The sequence below is a fragment of the Pseudomonas sp. B10(2017) genome, from assembly GCF_002113295.1.
In the GTDB taxonomy this organism is placed as follows: Bacteria; Pseudomonadota; Gammaproteobacteria; order Pseudomonadales; family Pseudomonadaceae; genus Aquipseudomonas; species Aquipseudomonas pudica.
Window position 1 is genome coordinate 1 of record NZ_NEJU01000021.1, and the last position, 19,544, is coordinate 19,544.

The 19,544-nt window shown below is 63.2% G+C and carries 20 protein-coding genes; 10 read left to right on the forward strand and 10 right to left on the reverse strand.

Features of this window, described 5'->3' with window-relative positions:
- The 4 genes from CAF92_RS21445 to CAF92_RS21460 form a co-directional block, all read right to left on the reverse strand.
- On the reverse strand, nucleotides 1-416 hold a 416-nt coding region (locus CAF92_RS21445), incomplete at its 3' end, for a GreA/GreB family elongation factor (RefSeq protein ID WP_085601881.1).
- A gap of 67 nt (nucleotides 417-483) precedes the next feature.
- Nucleotides 484-840 carry a hypothetical protein gene (locus CAF92_RS21450; RefSeq protein ID WP_046616152.1) on the reverse strand — a complete coding sequence of 119 codons (357 nt, stop codon included), beginning with the start codon at nucleotides 838-840 and terminating at the stop codon, nucleotides 484-486.
- A 214-nt stretch (nucleotides 841-1,054) separates the two neighbouring features.
- Nucleotides 1,055-2,908 (reverse strand): DUF4105 domain-containing protein, encoded by a 1,854-nt coding sequence (locus CAF92_RS21455; RefSeq protein ID WP_085601882.1) that lies wholly within the window; start codon nucleotides 2,906-2,908, stop codon nucleotides 1,055-1,057.
- A gap of 74 nt (nucleotides 2,909-2,982) precedes the next feature.
- Nucleotides 2,983-3,471 carry a DUF3015 domain-containing protein gene (locus CAF92_RS21460; RefSeq protein WP_003256313.1) on the reverse strand — a complete coding sequence of 163 codons (489 nt, stop codon included), beginning with the start codon at nucleotides 3,469-3,471 and terminating at the stop codon, nucleotides 2,983-2,985.
- A gap of 253 nt (nucleotides 3,472-3,724) precedes the next feature.
- Here CAF92_RS21460 and CAF92_RS21465 point away from each other — a divergent pair, with 253 nt between their 5' ends.
- From CAF92_RS21465 to CAF92_RS21485, 5 genes are all read left to right on the forward strand, one after another.
- Nucleotides 3,725-6,163: a Lon protease family protein gene (locus CAF92_RS21465; RefSeq protein ID WP_046616150.1), complete on the forward strand. Its 2,439-nt coding sequence runs from the start codon at nucleotides 3,725-3,727 to the stop codon at nucleotides 6,161-6,163.
- Between the two features lie 161 nt (nucleotides 6,164-6,324).
- Nucleotides 6,325-6,663, forward strand: a complete 339-nt coding sequence (locus CAF92_RS21470) for a hypothetical protein (protein WP_003247487.1) — start codon at nucleotides 6,325-6,327, stop codon at nucleotides 6,661-6,663.
- A gap of 200 nt (nucleotides 6,664-6,863) precedes the next feature.
- Nucleotides 6,864-7,352 carry a TIGR00645 family protein gene (locus CAF92_RS21475; protein WP_003247486.1) on the forward strand — a complete coding sequence of 163 codons (489 nt, stop codon included), beginning with the start codon at nucleotides 6,864-6,866 and terminating at the stop codon, nucleotides 7,350-7,352.
- A 158-nt stretch (nucleotides 7,353-7,510) separates the two neighbouring features.
- The gene (locus CAF92_RS21480) at nucleotides 7,511-7,816 is read left to right on the forward strand and encodes a DUF6482 family protein (RefSeq protein WP_015268897.1); all 306 of its coding nucleotides are present in this window, start codon (nucleotides 7,511-7,513) and stop codon (nucleotides 7,814-7,816) included.
- Nucleotides 7,817-7,901: 85 nt separating this feature from the next.
- Entirely contained in the window at nucleotides 7,902-8,519 is a 618-nt protein-coding gene (locus CAF92_RS21485; RefSeq protein WP_025337633.1) for an FKBP-type peptidyl-prolyl cis-trans isomerase, read from the forward strand.
- A 118-nt stretch (nucleotides 8,520-8,637) separates the two neighbouring features.
- Here CAF92_RS21485 and CAF92_RS21490 read toward each other — a convergent pair whose 3' ends face one another.
- The 3 genes from CAF92_RS21490 to CAF92_RS21500 form a co-directional block, all read right to left on the reverse strand.
- Nucleotides 8,638-8,883, reverse strand: coding sequence for a hypothetical protein (locus CAF92_RS21490; RefSeq protein WP_003256316.1), 246 nt, complete (start codon nucleotides 8,881-8,883; stop codon nucleotides 8,638-8,640).
- Nucleotides 8,884-8,967: 84 nt separating this feature from the next.
- On the reverse strand, nucleotides 8,968-9,309 hold the full coding sequence (locus tag CAF92_RS21495; protein ID WP_009686103.1) for a zinc ribbon domain-containing protein YjdM: 342 nt from the start codon (nucleotides 9,307-9,309) through the stop codon (nucleotides 8,968-8,970).
- A gap of 187 nt (nucleotides 9,310-9,496) precedes the next feature.
- Nucleotides 9,497-10,465, reverse strand: coding sequence for a polyprenyl synthetase family protein (locus CAF92_RS21500; protein WP_003256318.1), 969 nt, complete (start codon nucleotides 10,463-10,465; stop codon nucleotides 9,497-9,499).
- 244 nt (nucleotides 10,466-10,709) lie between these two features.
- Here CAF92_RS21500 and rplU point away from each other — a divergent pair, with 244 nt between their 5' ends.
- From rplU to CAF92_RS21525, 5 genes are all read left to right on the forward strand, one after another.
- Nucleotides 10,710-11,024: a 50S ribosomal protein L21 gene (gene rplU / locus CAF92_RS21505; protein WP_003247466.1), complete on the forward strand. Its 315-nt coding sequence runs from the start codon at nucleotides 10,710-10,712 to the stop codon at nucleotides 11,022-11,024.
- 38 nt (nucleotides 11,025-11,062) lie between these two features.
- The gene (gene rpmA, locus CAF92_RS21510) at nucleotides 11,063-11,320 is read left to right on the forward strand and encodes a 50S ribosomal protein L27 (protein WP_046616804.1); all 258 of its coding nucleotides are present in this window, start codon (nucleotides 11,063-11,065) and stop codon (nucleotides 11,318-11,320) included.
- A gap of 189 nt (nucleotides 11,321-11,509) precedes the next feature.
- Nucleotides 11,510-12,736 carry an Obg family GTPase CgtA gene (gene cgtA / locus CAF92_RS21515; protein ID WP_046616802.1) on the forward strand — a complete coding sequence of 409 codons (1,227 nt, stop codon included), beginning with the start codon at nucleotides 11,510-11,512 and terminating at the stop codon, nucleotides 12,734-12,736.
- Between the two features lie 85 nt (nucleotides 12,737-12,821).
- Nucleotides 12,822-13,940 carry a glutamate 5-kinase gene (gene proB, locus CAF92_RS21520; protein WP_085601883.1) on the forward strand — a complete coding sequence of 373 codons (1,119 nt, stop codon included), beginning with the start codon at nucleotides 12,822-12,824 and terminating at the stop codon, nucleotides 13,938-13,940.
- 22 nt (nucleotides 13,941-13,962) lie between these two features.
- A complete protein-coding gene (locus CAF92_RS21525; RefSeq protein ID WP_038407896.1) occupies nucleotides 13,963-14,406 on the forward strand; it encodes a CreA family protein in 444 nt (147 codons plus the stop codon).
- A 147-nt stretch (nucleotides 14,407-14,553) separates the two neighbouring features.
- Here the strand turns inward: CAF92_RS21525 and mksF are convergent, their stop codons facing one another.
- From mksF to mksB, 3 genes are read right to left on the reverse strand one after another with little or no spacing between them, the layout of a single operon-like run.
- Nucleotides 14,554-17,388, reverse strand: coding sequence for an Mks condensin complex protein MksF (gene mksF / locus CAF92_RS21530; protein WP_046616798.1), 2,835 nt, complete (start codon nucleotides 17,386-17,388; stop codon nucleotides 14,554-14,556).
- Nucleotides 17,385-18,092, reverse strand: a complete 708-nt coding sequence (mksE, locus tag CAF92_RS21535; protein ID WP_013970824.1) for an Mks condensin complex protein MksE — start codon at nucleotides 18,090-18,092, stop codon at nucleotides 17,385-17,387. The genes mksF and mksE overlap by 4 nt, the downstream gene beginning before the upstream one ends.
- Nucleotides 18,082-19,371, reverse strand: coding sequence for an Mks condensin complex protein MksB (mksB, locus tag CAF92_RS21540; protein ID WP_024086237.1), 1,290 nt, complete (start codon nucleotides 19,369-19,371; stop codon nucleotides 18,082-18,084). The genes mksE and mksB overlap by 11 nt, the downstream gene beginning before the upstream one ends.
- Between the last annotated feature and the right edge of the window lie 173 nt (nucleotides 19,372-19,544).

The following is a 19,544-nucleotide window of genomic DNA, read 5'->3' on the forward strand; positions in this document are numbered from 1 at the left end:
GCCCCGAGCAAAGCCCGCCCCAGCGGCGACCCCCAGTTGATCAACCCCCGCCCGGCATCCGCCTCGTCCTCGCCCACCAGCCTTACCACTTGCTCCTGGTCCTGCGCATCGACAAACCGCACCCGGCTACCAATCTGCACCTTGCTCCGCGACGTCGCCGTCGGCACCACCTGGGCACTCTGCGCCCGCGCGCTGAAGTAGCGCAGGTCCCGTTCGGTATCCGCCAGGCGCTGCTTGTCGCCACGTTCGCCCTGTGCCTGCAGTTCGCTGCGCAGGGCGTTCAGTTCGGCCACGCGCTCCTGCAGCTGGCGCAGGCCGCTGGCGGTCACGTAGTTGGGTTGTTCGCTGACCCGTCGCTCGACTGGCTGATCAGCCTGGGCGGCGGCCTGGTCTTCGTTGACGAATGCTCGGCTCATGCGTGGCCTCCTTGTGCAGGAGACCATCATCGCAGGCCGCCGGTTTCAAGGGATGTCCGTTTGCGACTCAGTTGTGGCGATAGGCGCGTGCGGCGTCGCGGTCCTTTTCCTGCTCCCAGTCGCGCTCGCGCTGGTCCCAGAAGCGCTCGTGGTACTGGCGCTGTTCTTCGCTGTCCTGCATGGCGTGGCACTGGCGAAAGCCGTCGTCCCAGCCGCTTTCGTACTGGCGCTCGTGCAGGTAGCGCGGCACGTCCTTGCGAAAGCCGCCGACCATCAGCCCTGCCGCCTGGCGGCCGCTGCTGCAGCCGTCCTGGAAGCCATCGGCATAGGCGGGGGGATAGCCCTGGTTGACCATCTGCTCGTGGGTGGTTTCGCAACCAGACAGCATCAACGCCATGCACACGCCAAACCAGTACCGCGACATAACCACAAAACCCTCCGGTTGATACTGGAAAGTCTAGGTGGCGGTTTGTCGGGGGGCCGTCAAAACAGTGTCAAAGACTCGGTTGGTTCACACTGCTCTGCTGACCTCACTGGCCCATTCGCGGGCACGCCCGCTCCCACAGGATCACCCCAGATTCGAGGCCAGTGCAGTACTTGTGGGAGCGGGCATGCCCGCGAAAGGCCGCAAGGCGGCCTCAGTAGTGATACCACTTCAACTCCAGCATCACCTCGTTCTGCGCCGTGGCCAGGTGGCTGAACTCCCGCGATGCACTCAACCGCAGGCCCAGATTCTGGCTGATCTCCCACTGCTGGTTCAGGCTCACACTGCGCCGCACCTCGCCATTGGTGAAGTAGTCGCCCTTGGCCTCCAGCGTCATGTTGCCCAGCCCGTTGCGCCACAGCAGCCCGCCATTGAAGCCCGCCGCCGGGGCGATGAACTGGGCAAAATCATTGTGGTGCTCGACTCGCACCGTGCCCAAGGCAAAGCCCAGCAACCCGTCGGCCAGTTGCCAGGTGCCGCCGGCCCCGCCATTCACATGGCTCACCAGCACTTCGTCATCATGCTTGCCCGGCACCCGCTCCAGCCCGCCGGCCACCTGCCACGACCAAGGCTTGAGCAGCTCGTTGCGCGGCGTCAGCGAGCGGATGGTGGCCAGGTCCAGGCGCTGCACCTGCCAGTCATTGCCTTCGTACTGGCGCAGCTTCAGCTGCAGGATCTCGATCTGCGCCCCCAGCGGGAAGCCATAGGCGTTGTCATTCAGGTCGTGGTAGGCCATGCGCAGGCCGTATTCGGCGTAGGCGCGGTCTTCGCGGGTGCCCACGCCCAACTGCCAGGTGCGCGAGTCGTGGCCGTCCTCGGGCAGGCCCGGGCGCTCGATCTGCAGGGGCGGTGGCGGGTTGCTGTTGATCGCCCGCAGCAGTTCGAAACTGCGCTTGGCCTGCCCAGGGTCGCGCTCCTGGCCATTGGCGCGGTAACGCTCCAGGCGGTACGCGGCATCCTGCACCAGCGCCTGGCGCTGGCGGGGCAGGGCCTTGAACTCGGGGCTCTGCAGGTGCGAGGTATCGGCGCTTGCAGCCAGCACCTGGCGCTTTTCGTCGTGATCGAGCGGCTCGGCCCGGGCCAGCAGTTCGCGTTCGCGAGAGGGGCGGTACGTCTCGCTGGCGACCAGGCCGGACTGCTTCACGGCCTTCACCGTGTCGGTCGGGATGGCGGTCAGCGGGAACTGCGAGGTCAGGTCCAGGCTTGGTCGGGCCACCTGCAGCAGTTCCAGCAGGCGGTACGAGCAGTTTTCGTCGAAGAAGAAATAGTCGAACTGGATCTGCTTCAACTCCCACACATGCTCGACCATGCGCCCGGTTTCTTCCGGGGTCAGGTCCAACTGGTACTCCCAGAGGTCGCGGTTTTCCAGGCTGCGGTATTCGGACAGTTTTTCCTGGTAGGGCATCAGCGCGAACAGGCCAGGGTAGCCGCCCATCAGGCCCTTCCAGGCGTACAGGATACTGTTGTCGCTGCCTTCGATATAGGCGCCGAAGTTGATCGCGTAGCTCAGCAGCGTGGTGTCGTCGCTGCGGGTGTTGGACTGGTCGATGCGCAGCAAGGTGTGGCCGAACATCGATGACGGGCTGTTCAGGTAGGCCGCCGGGAAGATCAGCGCCGCACTGTGCGGGTCGATCGATTGGTACCAGGTGGTGAATTCCTTACAGTCCGGTTGCGGCAGGTTCTGAAGGTCGAGCTGTTCGCGCAGCCAGCGGGTGCGTGCCGGGAACACGCACTGGGCATGCTTGTCGCCGAGGCTGGCCGGGGCGTACAGCGCTTCGACCGTGGCTTGCAGCTCCTGGTCGGGGTGGTGCGCGCCATCCTCGGCAAGGAAGAACGCATCATCGTCCACATAGCTGCGCCAGCCACCCAGCTTGGCGGTTTCGTAATGGCCCAGGGCAATCCAGTAAGGGGTGTTGGCCAGTTGCTGGACACGGCCTTGGTCCAGCACGGGCGCGGCATGAACAGGGGCGCAGGCACACAGCGCCAGGGATACGAAGCGTTTGAGCATGTCGGGCAACTACTTCTTAACGATGCCGAAAAAAGGCGAAACCCGCCCCGGGGTCGGGGCGGGAGCAGCTGCACTCAGGCCTCGGTTGCGTATTTGGCCAGGCGTGGGTCGTTCTTCAGAACAGCCAGGGTGTTGCTGTGGACGGTTTCGGCAGTGACGTCGGCGCTGCTGAAGATCTGGTTGAAGTGCTGGTGGGTGACCGATGCGAAGTAGCCACGGTCTTCCGGAGCCACGCCCAGAACCACGGCATAGGTGGTCAGCGCTTCGCCCTGGCCCATGGCCATGTCTTCGGACAGTTCGTTCATCATGCCGTTCATGGCGAACCAGGACTTGCCGCCGTAGGTCAGCGACGCTTTGGTCGAGCAGCCGTTGGTGCCGGAGGTCATGCCGAAGGTGGCGTTACCGGAGGTGCCGTTGGTGGTAGAAGCCAGGAAGTGTGCCGGAGTGCCGCGCTGGCCTTCGAACAGCATGTTGCCCCAGCCGCAGTTCGGGCCGCCTGGCGCTTCGGCCATGGCATTGATCGAGACCACGGTGAACAGAGTACCCAGAAGAATCCGTTTCATAGCATTTGTTCTCTATTTGACTTAACCAAGGGTCAGGGTTTCTGGCAACTCGGTTGCCAGGTCGGGAAAGCTTTTCACCCACCCGCGCAGCTTGGAGTTTAGGCACGATCTAAGAGTTGCGTTGTTGATTGCGAAAAATTTGCTGTTACATGACCCGCATCGGCTGCGACATAAAGTCCCGTGGAGCCTTGCAAGGCGCGCGCGGGCAGCGCCAGAATGCTGCGTATCTGCCCCGCCGAAGTAAGGAAACCCAATGCCCGATCCTGTCGCTGCGCGCCTGCGTCTCGCGCCTGAAGCCCTGACCCGGCGTTTCTCCCCCGAGCAGTTTGCCTTTACCAATACCGACGATCTGGAGCCGTTTCGCGGAGTCCTGGGCCAGGAGCGTGCTGTCGAGGCCCTGCAGTTCGGCGTGGCCATGCCGCGCCCTGGTTACAATGTGTACGTGATGGGCGAGCCTGGTACCGGCCGCTTCTCGTTCGTCAAGCGCTACCTCAAGGCCGAGGGCAAGCGCCAGCAGACCCCGGCCGACTGGGTTTACGTCAACCACTTCGATGACACCCGTGAGCCCCGCGCGCTGGAATTGCCGTCCGGCAGCGCCGGGGCGTTCATCGCGGACATGAACGGGCTGATCGACAACCTGTTGTCGACCTTCCCGGCGGTGTTCGAGCACCCGTCGTACCAGCAGAAGAAGGGCGCCATCGACCGCGCCTTCAACCAGCGTTACGACCGCGCCCTGGATGTGATCGAGCGCGCCTCGCTGGAAAAGGACGTGGCCCTGTACCGTGACGCCAGCAACGTCGCCTTCACGCCGATGGCCGACGGCAAGGCGTTGGACGAAGCCGAATTCGCCCAGTTGCCAGAGGAGGTGCGCGAGCAGTTCCACGAGGATATCGCCCTGCTCGAGGAACGCCTGAACGAAGAGCTGGCCAGCCTGCCGCAATGGAAACGCGAGTCGAACAACCAACTGCGCCAGCTCAACGAAGAAACCATCACCCTGGCCCTGCAACCGTTGCTGGCGCCGCTGTCGGAGAAGTACGCCGAGAACGCCGCGGTTTGCGCCTACCTGCAGTCGGTGCAGTTGAACCTGCTGCGTACCGTGGTCGAGCAACTGGTCGATGACAGCAAGACCGACGCGGCCGCGCGCAAGCTGCTGGAAGAGCAGTACGCCCCAAGCCTGGTGGTCGGCCACCACGCCGACGGCGGTGCGCCGGTGGTGTTCGAGCCGCACCCGACTTACGACAACCTGTTTGGCCGTATCGAATACAGCACCGACCAGGGAGCGCTGTACACCTCTTACCGCCAGCTGCGCCCGGGTGCGTTGCACCGCGCCAACGGCGGCTTCCTGATTCTGGAAGCCGAGAAGATGCTGGGCGAGCCGTTCGTCTGGGACGCGCTCAAGCGTGCGCTGCAGTCGCGCAAGTTGAAGATGGAGTCGCCACTGGGCGAGCTGGGCCGGGTGGCCACCGTCAGCCTGACGCCGCAGATGATCCCGCTGAACATCAAGCTGGTCATCATCGGCTCGCGTCAGCTGTATTACGCGCTGCAGGACCACGACCCGGACTTCCAGGAGATGTTCCGGGTGCTGGTGGACTTCGACGAAGACATGCCCATGGTCGACGAGAACCTGGAGCAGTTTGCCCAGTTGTTGCGTACCCGCACCAATGAAGAAGGCATGGCGCCACTGACCAGTGACGCGGTGGCGCGTCTGGCTACCTACAGCGCCCGCCTGGCGGAAAACCAGTCGCGCCTGTCGGCGCGTATCGGCGACCTGTTCCAGTTGGTCAGCGAAGCCGATTTCATCCGCCAGCTGGCCAGTGACGAAATGACCGACGCCGGGCACATCGAGCGTGCGCTCAAGGCCAAGGCCACCCGCACCGGGCGTGTTTCGCAGCGGGTGCTGGACGACATGCTCGCCGGCATCATCCTGATCGACACCGAAGGCGCGGCCATCGGCAAGTGCAACGGCCTGACCGTGCTCGAAGTGGGCGATTCGGCGTTCGGCATGCCGGCGCGTATCTCCGCCACCGTGTACCCGGGTGGCAGCGGTATCGTCGACATCGAGCGTGAGGTCAACCTAGGCCAGCCGATCCACTCCAAGGGGGTGATGATCCTCACCGGCTACCTGGGCAGCCGCTATGCCCAGGAGTTCCCGCTGGCGATCTCGGCGAGCATCGCCCTGGAACAGTCCTACGGCTATGTGGACGGTGACAGCGCCTCGCTGGGTGAAGCCTGCACGCTGATTTCGGCATTGTCGCGCACGCCGCTCAAGCAGTGCTTCGCCATCACTGGCTCGATCAACCAGTTTGGTGAAGTGCAGGCAGTGGGTGGGGTCAACGAGAAGATCGAGGGCTTCTTCCGCCTGTGCGAGGCGCGTGGCCTGACCGGTGAGCAGGGGGTGATCATCCCGCGTGCCAACGTTGCCACGCTGATGCTCGACGAGCGCGTGCTTCAGGCGGTGGAGAATGGCATGTTCCACGTGTACGCGGTCAGCCAGGCCGACGAGGCGTTGAGCCTGCTGGTGGGCGAGGAGGCCGGTGTGCTGGATGACAAGGGTCAGTTCACCGAAGGCAGCGTCAACGCCCGGGTGGTGGAGCGCCTGCGCGAGATCGCCGAGATGATTGGCGAGGAAGAAATCGAGAAGGCGGAGAAAGAACGCCTGGAAGAGGTGATTGCCCAGGCCAAGCCTGCCTGAGTCAATAAACCGGCGCTGGCGGCGATGTGCTACCGTTCAGCGCCGGTTTTCCATCTTTCTTTACCGTTCTTCTATGCTGGAACTTAAGGACGGTATCAGCGTTCAGGATGGAGACAGCCTGAATTTCAGGCTGAACAAGGCTTATTGGAGGGGGCGCGGCCATGCGCAATCTCAGCCTCACTCGCCAGTGCCTGGGCCTGGTGACCCGCATCGAATGCAGCATCCGTCCGCTGGCCGGGGACAACGGCATGTGGACGCTGCTGTTTGCCGCCGGCATGGCCGGTGAACAACCGTCCGCGATCAAGGCACAAGGGCCGTTCCATGGGCCGCTGGTGGCCGAATCGGTGCTCAATGCCATTGTCGACAGCCTGACCTTGCATGGTTACCAGGTGGCCGAGGATCCGCAGATCTGGTGTTTGCATTTGCAGGCGCAGTTGCGGCGGATCAATGGTGAGCGGTGTCGGAACCTGGGGGATTACCAGTTTCATCCTGAGACCTGAGTAACTTTTACTGGCCTCATCGCCGGCAAGCCAGCTCCCACAGGTAAAGCAATGGCCACAGGTCGGTGATCAACCTGTGGGAGCTGGCTTGCCGGCGATTGGGCTGCAAAGCAGCCCCGATTCACCGGGCTTTTGCTGTAACAGGTGGCTGGCTATACTCGCCGTCGCTTTTTTAGTCACCTGATGAGTCCCGACACTCCATGGAACGTATCCTCGAAAACGCGATGTATGCCTCGCGCTGGCTGCTCGCCCCCATCTACTTCGGCCTGTCCCTCGGCCTGCTGGCCCTGGCGCTGAAATTCTTCCAGGAAGTGGTCCACGTCCTGCCCAACGTCTTCGCCCTCAGCGAAGCCGACCTGATCCTGGTGATCCTGTCGCTGATCGACATGTCGCTGGTGGGTGGCCTGCTGGTGATGGTGATGATCTCCGGCTACGAGAACTTCGTTTCGCAACTGGACATCGACGAGAGCAAGGAAAAGCTCAACTGGCTGGGCAAGATGGACTCTTCGTCGCTGAAGATGAAGGTTGCCGCGTCGATCGTGGCCATTTCATCCATCCACCTGCTGCGGGTGTTCATGGACGCACAGAACATCTCCACCGATTACCTGATGTGGTACGTGATCATCCACATGACCTTCGTGGTCTCGGCATTCTGCATGGGCTACCTGGACAAGCTGACCAAGCACTGAGCCTTTCAGGCCTCTTCGCAATCCCTGTGGAAGCGGGCAAGCCCGCGAAGAGGCCGGCACGGTCCACCTGACGAGCGGCGTCGGTCATGCCTTGTGCATTCGCCCTTTCTGTACAAAAAATGAGCTCTCATGCGTGGTTCCCATCGCGAGGTGCTCTCATGAACCTGCATCAGCTCAACACCGAGGCCAGGGCTGGCCATGTCGACGAACTGAACCTGATCGCCATCGAAGGCGGGGACTACCTGCTAGAGGCCCGGATCAAAGGCCACCCCCACCCCCTGTCCGATGCCCGTGGTGAACGCTTGCGCGTGCATTCGGTGGAGGATGCGCGCAAGTTGCTGCAAACCATCCCCATGGTCTCGATGAACCTGGTGCACTGGTCGGTACAGGACGAAATGTGCGGCATGGGCACGCACCCGGAAGAAGACTTGAAGGTGCCGATTTCCCAGCGCTCGGCCTGGTAGCTGCTCGCAGCGCCCCAGTGTGCTAGGCTGCTCGCCCTTTTCATCAAGGGCGCGGCTTCACTGCGCCCTGCAGTGGAGCACGACAATGTCCGAACTCAACCTGTCCACCGACGAAACTCGCGTCAGCTACGGCATCGGCCGTCAGCTGGGCGGCCAACTGCGCGACAACCCGCCACCAGGCGTCAGCCTGGAAGCCATCCTGGCCGGCCTGACCGACGCCTTCAATGGCGCCGACAGCCGCGTCAGCGAAGCCGACCTGTCGGCCAGCTTCAAGGTCATCCGCGACGTGATGCAAGCCGAAGCAGCTGCCAAGGCTGAAGCCGCTGCTGCCGCTGGCAAGGCATTCCTGGTCGAGAACGCCAAGCGTGACGGCATTACCACCCTGGCTTCGGGCCTGCAGTTCGAAGTACTGACCGCAGGTGAAGGCGCCAAGCCGACCCGCGAAGACAACGTGCGCACCCACTACCACGGCACCCTGATCGACGGCACTGTGTTCGACAGCTCCTACGACCGTGGTCAGCCGGCTGAATTCCCGGTAGGTGGTGTGATCGCTGGCTGGACCGAAGCCCTGCAGCTGATGAACGCTGGCAGCAAATGGCGCCTGTACGTGCCGAGCGAGCTGGCCTACGGCGCCCAAGGCGTTGGCAGCATCCCGCCGCACAGCGTGCTGGTATTCGACGTCGAGCTGCTCGACGTTCTGTAATACCGCTGGGGCCGCTTTGCGGCCCATTCGCGACACAAGGCCGCTCCTGCAGGGGAACGCATGCACCTGTAGGAGCGGCCTTGTGTCGCGACCGAGGGCGAAGCCCTCGCCAGGTCCGTCAGTTCCAGTCTGTTCCCCCGGGGCGCAACGCCCGCGCATAGCAAAATAGAAACAGATTCCGCACCAGCTCCTTGAGCACCCCAGGTTCACTCGAATTCAGCCCGCTCATGTCCAGGTCGCCCTGGTCACGCAGCTCGTCGAGCGCTTCTTCTTCAAGCACCGCGCACACTTCGCCGGTTTCCCGATGAAGGATGCGCAGGTAAGGGTGAGGGCGGTCCAGCCAGGCGTCGATCAGATAAGTCATGGCTATTCTCCTTGGAAAGCAGTTCCAATGAGAATAATTCTTATTATCTTAATAGCAAGCGCCAATTGGCGGTTTTATGGAAAATCAGACCTTGCGCACGAACTCGGACTTCAGCTTCATGGCGCCGATGCCGTCGATCTTGCAGTCGATGTCGTGATCGCCGTCGCACAGGCGGATGTTCTTGACCTTGGTGCCGACCTTGACCACCAGGGACGAGCCCTTGACCTTGAGGTCCTTGATCACGGTGACGGTGTCGCCGTCCTGCAGGATGTTGCCGACCGAGTCCTTCTTCACCACCTCGTCGCTGGCCGCTTCGGCGTCGCCGCTGGCCGACCACTCGTGGGCACATTCAGGGCAGATCAGCTGAGTGCCATCCTCATAGGTGTATTCGGAGTTGCATTTCGGGCAGGGTGGCAGAGTGCTCACTTCGGTTCCTCAAACAAACAGACGGGCGGTTAAAAACCCGAATTGTATAAGGTATTTTTTCAGAAGTGATTATGTCCGGACAAAAGCATTCGCGGGCTTGCCCGCTCCCACAGGGTCTGCGCTACCTTTGAGGCTTGCGCGGTCCCTGTGGGAGCGGGCAAGCCCGCGAAGAATACGACTCGGTCTATCAGTGAGTACGCGCGACCGCAAACTCGCTCAGCTCGACCAGCGCATCACGATATTCGCTGGCCGGCAGCACTTCCAGGCACTGGATCGCACGCTTCACATAGTCACGCGCCAGCTCCGCCGTGTACTTCAGTGCACCCGACTCTTCTACCGCCACGCGAATCTGCTCCAGGTCTTCCAGGCCGCCCTTCTGGATCGCCTGGCGCACCAGCGCAGCCTGTTCGGCGGTGCCTTCGCGCATGGTGTAGATCAGCGGCAGGGTAGGCTTGCCTTCGGCCAGGTCGTCACCGACGTTCTTGCCCAGGGTCTGCGAATCGCCCTTGTAGTCCAGCAGGTCGTCGACCAGCTGGAACGCCACGCCCAGGTGGTCACCAAAGGTACGCAGGGCCTCACGCTGTTCGTCGGTGGCTTCGGCCAGCGCGGCGGCGCTGTGGGTCGAAGCTTCGAACAGCATTGCGGTCTTGCCGCGGATGACCTCCATGTAGACTTCCTCGGTGGTGCTGGCGTCGCGTACCCGCGACAGTTGCAGAACTTCACCTTCGGCAATCACGCGGGTGGCCTTGGACAGAATCTGCATGACCGGCATCGAGCCCAGTTCGACCATCATCTCGAACGAACGCGAATAGAGGAAGTCGCCCACCAGCACGCTTGGTGCGTTGCCCCACAGGGCATTGGCGGTGGAGCGGCCACGGCGCATGCCAGACATGTCGACCACGTCGTCGTGCAGCAGAGTAGCGGTGTGCAGGAATTCGATGGTGGCAGCCAGCAGGCGCAGGTCGTCGCCTTCGCGGCCCAGGGCCTTGCCACACAGCAGCACCAGCAAGGGGCGCAGGCGCTTGCCACCGGCGGACGTGATATAGTCGCCGATCTTCGATACCAGCGGCACGCGCGAGGTCAGCTGCTTCTTGATGATCTCGTCGACGGCGCTGAAATCATCAGCCACCGCGCGGTAGAAGGATTGGGGTTGCATCGGCTGCTCCAGTGAGGTTGCGCGGCATGCTAGGTCGCGGGTCCCGGTGTGTCAAGGCGCGGTGCCAGCGCCCCGGGGGCGGTACTTGCAAGCAAAACCGCGGTTGCGTACAATCGCGCACCCTAACTTCCTGGGCAGCACCTGCCTTACGCAATTGCGCCGGGCCGTTCCAGCCCTGTGCAGCCATGCCAGCCAATACTCATCATATAAAGCGCTGGGTGAGCAGGATTATCGGAGAAATACCATGTCTTACGCAGTAATCGTTACCGGCGGCAAGCAGTACAAAGTCGCTGAAGGTGAATTCCTCAAGATCGAAAAACTGGAAGTCGCCACTGGCGAATCCGTGACCTTCGATCGCGTCCTGCTGGTCGCCAACGGTGAAGAAGTCACCATCGGTGCTCCAGTTGTTGCTGGCGCTAAAGTAGTGGCCGAAGTCGTTTCGCAAGGCCGCCACGACAAGGTTCGCATCATCAAGTTCCGTCGTCGTAAGCACCACATGAAGCGTATGGGCCACCGCCAGTGGTTCACCGAGATCAAAATCACCGGTATCCAGGCTTAATCCCCTAGATCCCCTGAATTTATTTGGAGAATTGAACCATGGCTCACAAGAAGGCTGGTGGTAGTACTCGTAACGGTCGCGACTCAGAATCGAAACGCCTTGGCGTGAAGATGTATGGCGGCCAGGCTATCAAGCCAGGCAACATCATCGTCCGTCAGCGCGGCACCGAATTCCACGCTGGCTACGGCGTTGGCATGGGCAAGGATCACACCTTGTTCGCCAAGATCGAAGGCGTGATCAAGTTCGAGAAGAAAGGCGAGTTCATGCGCCGTTACGTGAGCATCGTCGCCGCTTAATCGCGACGTCGCTCCAGAAGCCCCGTCATGCGACGGGGCTTTTTCGTTTGTGGTGAGCCTCTTGCAAAGCTGTTTGTATGGGCTGCCGGCGTGGGTTTCTACGGTCGTACGGGGCCGCCGCGCTCATTTTTGCAAGAGCCTCAGGTTTTTCAGGTATTCAACTCGCCAACAGGCGAGAGGCGGTTTTGAATGAAGTTTGTTGACGAAGTATCCATTCGGGTCAAGGCCGGTGACGGTGGCAACGGTTGCATGAGCTTCCGTCGCGAGAAGTTCATCGAAAACGGTGGCCCCAACGGTGGTGACGGTGGCGACGGTGGTTCGGTGTACATGATCGCCGACGAAAACCTCAACACCCTGGTCGACTATCGCTACACCCGTCATCACGAGGCCCAGCGTGGCGCCAACGGCGGCAGCACCGACTGCACCGGCAAGAAAGGCGACGACCTGTTCCTGCGTGTGCCGGTCGGTACCACCGTGATCGACGCCTCCACACAGGAAGTGATCGGTGACCTGGTCACCCCGGGCCAGAAGCTGATGGTCGCCCAAGGTGGCTGGCACGGCCTGGGCAACACCCGTTTCAAGTCCAGCACCAACCGTGCGCCACGCCAGACCACCCCGGGCAAGCCGGGTGAGCAGCGCGACCTGAAGATGGAAATGAAAGTGCTGGCCGACGTCGGCCTGCTGGGCCTGCCGAATGCTGGCAAGAGCACCTTCATTCGTTCGGTTTCGGCCGCCAAGCCGAAAGTGGCCGACTACCCGTTCACCACCCTGGTGCCCAACCTGGGCGTGGTCAGCGTAGACCGCTGGAAGAGCTTCGTCATCGCCGACATTCCCGGCCTGATCGAAGGTGCTTCCGAAGGCGCTGGCCTGGGTATCCGCTTCCTCAAGCACCTGGCGCGTACCCGCGTGCTGCTGCATCTGGTGGACATGGCGCCGCTGGATGAAAGCAGCCCGGCCGATGCCGCCGAGGTCATCGTCAACGAGCTGACCCGCTTCAGCCCGTCGCTGGCCGAGCGTGAACGCTGGCTGGTGCTTAACAAGGCCGACATGGTCATGGACGACGAGCGCGACGAGCGGGTCAAGGAAGTGGTCGAGCGCCTGCAGTGGGAAGGCCCGGTCTACGTGATCTCGGCCATCTCCAAGCAGGGCACCGAAAAGCTCAGCCACGATCTGATGCGCTACCTCGAAGACCGCGCCGACCGCCTGGCCAACGACCCGGCCTACGCCGAAGAGTTGGCCGACCTCGACCAGCGCATCGAAGACGAAGCCCGTGCCCAGCTGCAGGCCCTGGACGATGCCCGTACCCTGCGCCGTACCGGCGTCAAGAGCGTGCACGACATCGGCGACGATGACGGTTGGGACGATGATTTCGAGGACGACGAAGACGGCCCGGAAATCATTTACGTGCGCGACTGACCGGTTGCAGTACACTAAACGCCGCTCTTTGGAGCGGCGTTTTTGTATCCACGGTATCTACAGATTCGACATAGGTTGGAAGAAGATGCGAAGCAAGGTGACGGGCGCCAAGCGCTGGGTCGTGAAGATTGGCAGTGCTCTGCTGACCGCCGATGGCAAAGGCCTCGACCGCGGTGCCATGGCCGTTTGGGTCGAGCAGATGGTCGCGCTGCGTGAGGCAGGCGTGGAGTTGGTACTGGTCTCCTCCGGGGCCGTGGCTGCCGGCATGAGCCAGCTGGGCTGGACGTCGCGACCGAGTGCGATGAACGAGCTGCAGGCGGCTGCCTCGATCGGCCAGATGCGCCTGGTGCAGGCCTGGGAGTCGAGCTTCGGCGAGCACGGCAAGCACACCGCGCAGATCCTGCTGACCCATGACGACCTGTCCGACCGCAAGCGCTACCTGAACGCCCGCAGCACCCTGCGCACGCTGGTCGACCTGGGCGTGGTGCCGGTGATCAACGAAAACGATACCGTGGTTACCGACGAGATCCGCTTCGGCGACAACGACACCCTGGCGGCGCTGGTGGCCAACCTGGTCGAGGCCGACCTGTTGGTGATCCTCACCGACCGCGATGGCATGTTCGACGCCGACCCACGCAACAACCCCGAAGCCCAGCTGATCTACGAGGCCCGCGCCGACGACCCGGCACTGGACGCGGTGGCCGGCGGTACCGGTGGCGCTCTGGGCCGTGGCGGCATGCAGACCAAGCTGCGCGCCGCGCGCCTGGCAGCCCGTTCCGGTGCCCATACCATCATCATCGGTGGCCGCATCGAGCGCGTGCTGGATCGCCTCAAGGCTGGCGAACGCCTGGGTACCTTGCTGTCGCCCGAGCGCGGCATGCTTGCGGCACGCAAGCAGTGGCTCGCCGGTCACCTGCAGACCCGTGGCACCCTGGTGCTGGATGCCGGTGCCGTGCAGGCGCTGCGCCAGGCCAACAAGAGCCTGCTGCCGGTTGGCGTGAAAACCGTGCAGGGCAGCTTCCGTCGTGGCGAGATGGTGGTGTGCGTCGGCCCGGACGGCCTTGAAGTGGCGCGCGGCCTGGCCAACTACAGCGCCCTGGAAGCGCAGAAGATCATTGGCCAGCCGTCGGATGCCATCGAAAGCATCCTGGGCTATATCGCGGAGCCTGAACTGGTGCACCGCGACAACCTGGTCTTGGTCTGAGGGCGGGCACGTGCTGAAAAGGATGATTGCCGTGGCGGCACTGGCGTTGCCGATGCTGGCCGGGGCCGAGGAAATCGGCCAAGTGTCCACCGTGTTCAAGTTCCTCGGGCCGAATGACCGTATTGTGGTCGAGGCGTTCGACGACCCCAAGGTCGAGGGCGTGACCTGCTACCTGTCACGGGCCAAGACTGGTGGCGTGAAGGGTGGATTGGGCCTGGCGGAAGATCGGGCGGAGGCATCGATTGCCTGTCGTCAGGTCGGGCCGATCAGCTTCAAGGGTGAGCTGAAGGATGGCGAGGAAGTGTTCAAGGAACGCACCTCGCTGGTGTTCAAGACCATGCAGGTGGTGCGCTTCCTGGACAAGAAGCGCAATACGCTGGTGTACCTGGTGTACAGCGACCGCATGATCGAAGGCAGCCCGCAGAATGCGGTGACAGCGATTCCGATTCTGCCTTGGGCGCATTGATAGCCTGACAGATCGCCGGGAGGCCTTTGGCCTCCATCGCCGGCAAGCCAGCTCCCACAGGTACAGTGCAGGCCTCGGGGCTTGTGCAATACCTGTGGGAGCTGGCTTGCCGGCGAAAGGGCCGCAAAGCGGCCCACTAATCCGATATCAGGCCAATTCCTCGGCCTGATGATCCTCACGCACAACCGCCTTCACCTCATCTCGACGGCTGATGAACTTCCAGTCCGCCTCGTCGATGTAGATGCCATTCGGCCCGCTGCCGCCTTCCAGGTCGATCGCCACGCGCGCAGACACCTGCGGCTTCACGCTCGCCAGGATCGGGACGAAGCCCAGCTGCAGGCTGGTTTCCAGCAGCGCAGCCTGGTTGCGTTCGTCGATGTCCGCCGCTTCGTCCAGGTAGTACGGCAGGCGGATGCGCCCGGCCAGGTCGCGGTCCATCAGGTGCAGCAACAGGTACATGTTGGTCAGCGCCTTGATGGTCATGGTGGTGCCGTTGGATGCCGCGCCGTCAATGTCGGCGTGGATCACCGGCTGGCCGTTGACCTTGGTGATCTCGAACGCCAGCTCGAACAGGTCCTTCAGGCCCAGCTGGTTGTGGTTGGCCGCCACCAGCCGTGCCAGGTATTCCTTGGCCTCTTCGTTCTTGTTGTCCTGCTCGGCGCTCTGGGTCAGGTCGAATACCGACAGGGTTTCGCCTTCTTCGTACTGACCGGCGCTGTGGATGATCTGGTCGATGTGCTTGAGCGCTTCCTTGTTCGGCGCCAGCACCACGCGGAAGCTCTCCAGGTTGGATACCTGGCGCCTGTTGATCTCGCGGTTGAACAGGGCCAGCTGGTGCTCGAGGCTGTCGTAGTCGCTGCGGATGTTGCGCAAGGTCCGGGCGATGTCGGTGACCGCGGCGCGGCGGGCCTTGGCCAAGGTCAGGGCTTCGTCGGTGCGGTGCGCATAGGCGTTCACCAGCAGCTGCAGGCGGCGTTCCATGTCGTCTTCGCTGTCGAACTTGGCCACGCCTTTCAGGCGCACCTGGGCGTACAGCGCCTCGATCTGGTTGTCCACCCGCTGCAGGCTCTGCCAGCTGTCCTGGTAGTCGTTGAGCAGCGGCAGCAGGTTGTCCATCGAGTCGTCGATGGCTTCCATGTACGGCGTGCCATAGGGCAGGTCGGCCGGCAGCAGCTGGCGACGGCGCAGGGCGTCTTCCAAGGTGCGCTGCTTGGCCTCGAGGTCGCCGATCTGTCGGCCGACCAGTTGCAGCTTGGCCGACAGTTGCTGGACTCGTTCGGTGAAGGCGTCGCTGGAGCGCTTGAGTTCATCCTGGGCGGCTTCGAGCTGCGACAGCTGTTCCAGTTTCTCGGGCTCTTCGGCGGCCAGGGTTTCGCTGCGGCGGAAGTCTTCCAGCGCCTTCTGCGCGTCCAGTACTTCCTGGTACAGGGCTTCGGTCTGCGCCTTGGAGGCGGAGCGGTCGGCGGCTACGGCTTGCTGGGTCTTGAGCTGCTTCAGCTCTTTTTCCAGGCGCTCTTTCTGGTCACGCAGGGCGGCGCGGTCGGCCAGGGCCTGCAGTGCCGGTGGGTCGATGTGCGAAAGGTCGATGGACAGGCCCGGGGCTTCGAAGCGTTCGCCCTTGAAGCCATCGAGCACCGCTTCCAGCGATTTTACCCACAGGTCGCTGTCGTCCAGTTCGATACCGCGGTCACCCAGCGGCAGGCTGAACAGTGCGCCGTTGAACAGGCGCATCAGGCGGTCGACGTCCTGCTGCGAGAACTCTTCGCGCAGGCGGGCATAGCTGTTGTTGTCGGCGTGGTCGAGCTGTTGCTTGACCTGCTTCAGGCGCTTTTCCAGGTCGCGGACGCGTTCGTCCAGGTCTTCGGCGCTGAACTGCCGCGACTGGGCGAGGGCGCCAGCCAGTTCGTCGTGGGCGTCCTTGGCTGCCAGCAGTTGCTGCTCCAGCACCTTGACGTCATCGACCAGGGCGAAGCGGTGCTTGAGCACCGACAGCTCGCCCAGCCAGCGCTGGATGCCGGTGATTTCACGCTCCAGGCGCATCAGCTCCTGGGTGCCGCCGCGCTGGTCGTTCTGCAGGCGGTCCTGCTCGCCACGGTAGTGTTCGGCCTGGATCACCAGCTCTTCCTTGCGAGCCATGGCGTATTCCTGCCAGGTGCCCAGCAGGGTGTCGAGCACTGGCGAAATGCGGTGCAGCTTGCCGCGCAGGATGTCGCGCTGGGCCACACCACCGGCCAGGGCCTCGACCAGCGGGCCGGCGGCGACCAGGGCGTTGTAGTCCTGTTCCATGCGACGCACGTCGCGGAAGGCTTCCTCACAGGCGGCGATGTAGTCGACGCTGCCGGAGCGCAGGCTGTGCTCGAAGGCGTCGAGGAACAGCTGCTTGAGCTTGGCGGCGGTGATTTCGCGCATGTGCAGCAGGTTGATGAACAACGCGCGGAAGGTTTTCAGGCTTTGTTCGCTGGTCGAGCGCAGCGGGATCATGGTCAGGTCCAGCGGCACCGAGGTGTGGCCACCAACCAGCAGACGACGCAGTTCGTCCGGCTTCAGCTCGTAGGCCTTGATACCCAGGCGCTCGAGGTTGGTGAACAGCTCTTTCTGGCGCAGGCAGGTGTCGTTCTTCTGATAGTGGGCCAGGTCCAGTTCGCCCTTGTAGGCAAAGAACTGGTGGCCGAAGCCGCCGCCCGGGCCGCGGCCGACAACGCCGATGACGTGCGGGCCGTGGGGCAGGCTCAGTTCGCAGAGAATGTACGAGGTGTCGCTGGCGAAGTAGAAGCGGCGCGACTGCTCGAGGCTGTACTTGCCGAAGCTCATGTCCGACATGCGCGCCAGGATCGGGAACTGCAGGGCGTTGATCGACGCCGATTTACCCAGGTTGTTGGCACCGTAGACCGACAGCGGCTGTTCCAGCGGGAAAAGGCCAAGGCTGTAGCCGGCGGTGTTGAGCAGTGCGAAGCGGCGGATGCCGTAGCGTTCCTGGCTCATGCGTCAATCTCCTGTTGCTCTTCGCGGATGGCCCGGGCCAGGGCTTCCTCTTCGCTTTCCTCGCCCTCGAACGGGCTGAGGTCGAGCGGGTCGTCGGTGCGGTTGAGTTCTTCGGGGCTTTCTTCCTCGACCAGTACCGGGGTCGGCAGCGGCAGGTCGCTGTGCAGGGTGGCTGCCAGGTCGCGGTCCTGCTGCACGGCCAGGCACACGTCGAGGAAGCGATGCATAGGCGGCAGGAAGCGGTAGATGCCGCCTTCCTCGAAGGCGAAGCCGAGCTGTGTCATGCGGCGCAGGATTTTTTCTTCCAGCTCGTCCACGGTTTGCACTTCGGCCTGCAGGAACAGGTCGCGGTACTTGTCCAGCAGCGATGGCAGTTCGTCACGGCCGATGCTGCCGCCATCGAGCACGGCCATCGGGTCGCGGCCCTGGTCGGCCAGGTGTTCGACCAGGATGAAGGTGAACAGCGACAGGCGCTGCGCGGTCTTGTTGACCTGCGCGGCGGTCATGTCCGGCACGAAGTAGTAGAAGCCACGGGTGTCGCACACCAGTTCGAAGCCCAGGGCCTTGAACAGGGTGCGGTACTGGTCCTGGAAGTTCGACAGCTGGGCGTACAGCTCGGGGTCGCGGCGGCTGACGTGGAAGCCTTTGAACAGCTCGCGGAAGATCGGCGCGAGCTGGGACAGTTCGGAAAGATCAAGATGCATGGGCTGGGCTCGCGTTGGATTCGGTAGGCGCGCTGGCGGCGTCTTCGCGGCTGGAAGTCAGGGCGAACGAGCGCAGGCTGACCAGGTGTTCCTGGGTGATGTACTCGCGGCGGTCGAGGCGTTCGCGCTTGAAGCGCTTTTCCCGCGACAGGCGCGAGAACCAGTACAGCAGCTCGTCGGTGGCGCCTTCGGGCTCCTGCTCCAGCAGCCAGACCATCAGGTCGGGCAGCGGCAGGGCCTGTTCGCAGCGTTCGGCCATTTCCTTGACCGTGCGCGGTGCACGGGGCAGAGCGCCGGACTGGGTCTTGTGGGCCTTGGGGAAGCGCGCCGGCTTGGGCTCGAAGCGGGCCAGGGCGTAGACATAGGCCTCGACCTGGCTGGCGCTGCCGAGGAAAGTGCTTTGCGGGCGGGTGAACATCGGCATGGCCGCTTGCGGTACGGCGTCGATGCCCTTGCGCCGGATCACCGACAGGGCCAGTGCGGCGCCACGGGTCACGGCGTTGTGCCGGCGGGCTTCCTCACGCAGAGGCAGCAGCAGTTCGCGGGCGTGGCGCAGGGTCAGCTGGGCGCTGGTCTGCATTTCCAGGATGCGCGCGTGGGTGCGCAACAGCATGTCGTCGTCGACCAGGTGGCCCAGGCGCGCCTGTTCGCCCAGCAGCTTCAGCAGCACGGTCTCGACCTTGCGCACGCCCTGTTCGAAGGCGCCATCGGCGTTGACCAGCTGGATCATCGGCTCGACGTACTCGTCCCAGGTCGCCAGTACTTCGGCATAGCGCTGGCGCAGCGGGATCTGGCGGTTGCTGGTCTTGGCCCGCTCGGCCACGGCTACCAGTGCCTGCTCGTCGTTGTCGAGCTTCTTCAGTACATCGCGCACGCGCATGTCGAGCAGGCGCAGCTGGCGCGCCAGGTCGTCGCTGTCGCGGTTGTCGAAGGCGTCCTGGATATGCCCGGCCAGGCGCTCCAGATGGCGCAGATAGGCTTCGATCTCCAGACACAGGCCCAGCCGGTGTTCGCGGCGCAGGTAGGCGAGGAAATCGTGGATCTGCGCGTTGAGCTCGAAACGGTTCGGGCTCTTGGCCACCGGGACCAGGATATCCAGGCGGATCCACACGTCGAGCAGCTGGGTGATGTCCTGCGGGGTGCTCTCGACCTGCTGGCGTGCCACGTGCTGACGCAATTCGACCAGGCTCAGGGTGCCCTGGTCGAAACGCTCGCACAGCGGCTCGATCAGGGCCCAGTGTTCGGCTAGGGCGCGCAGGACGCGCTTGGGTTCGATCATTGGCTTCGACTCGTTGCCAAGAAAAAGGGGGCGATTGTACTGCATCCGAGGGGGAGGTTTTCACCCCTTGGTCTGTAATGGGGGATAACCTTATGGCGTAAGTGGGTATGGTTTGATTTTTGTAGTGGCATTCAGACCGAGCGCCGCCCGCGCGGCGCTCGGTCTGATAGGCG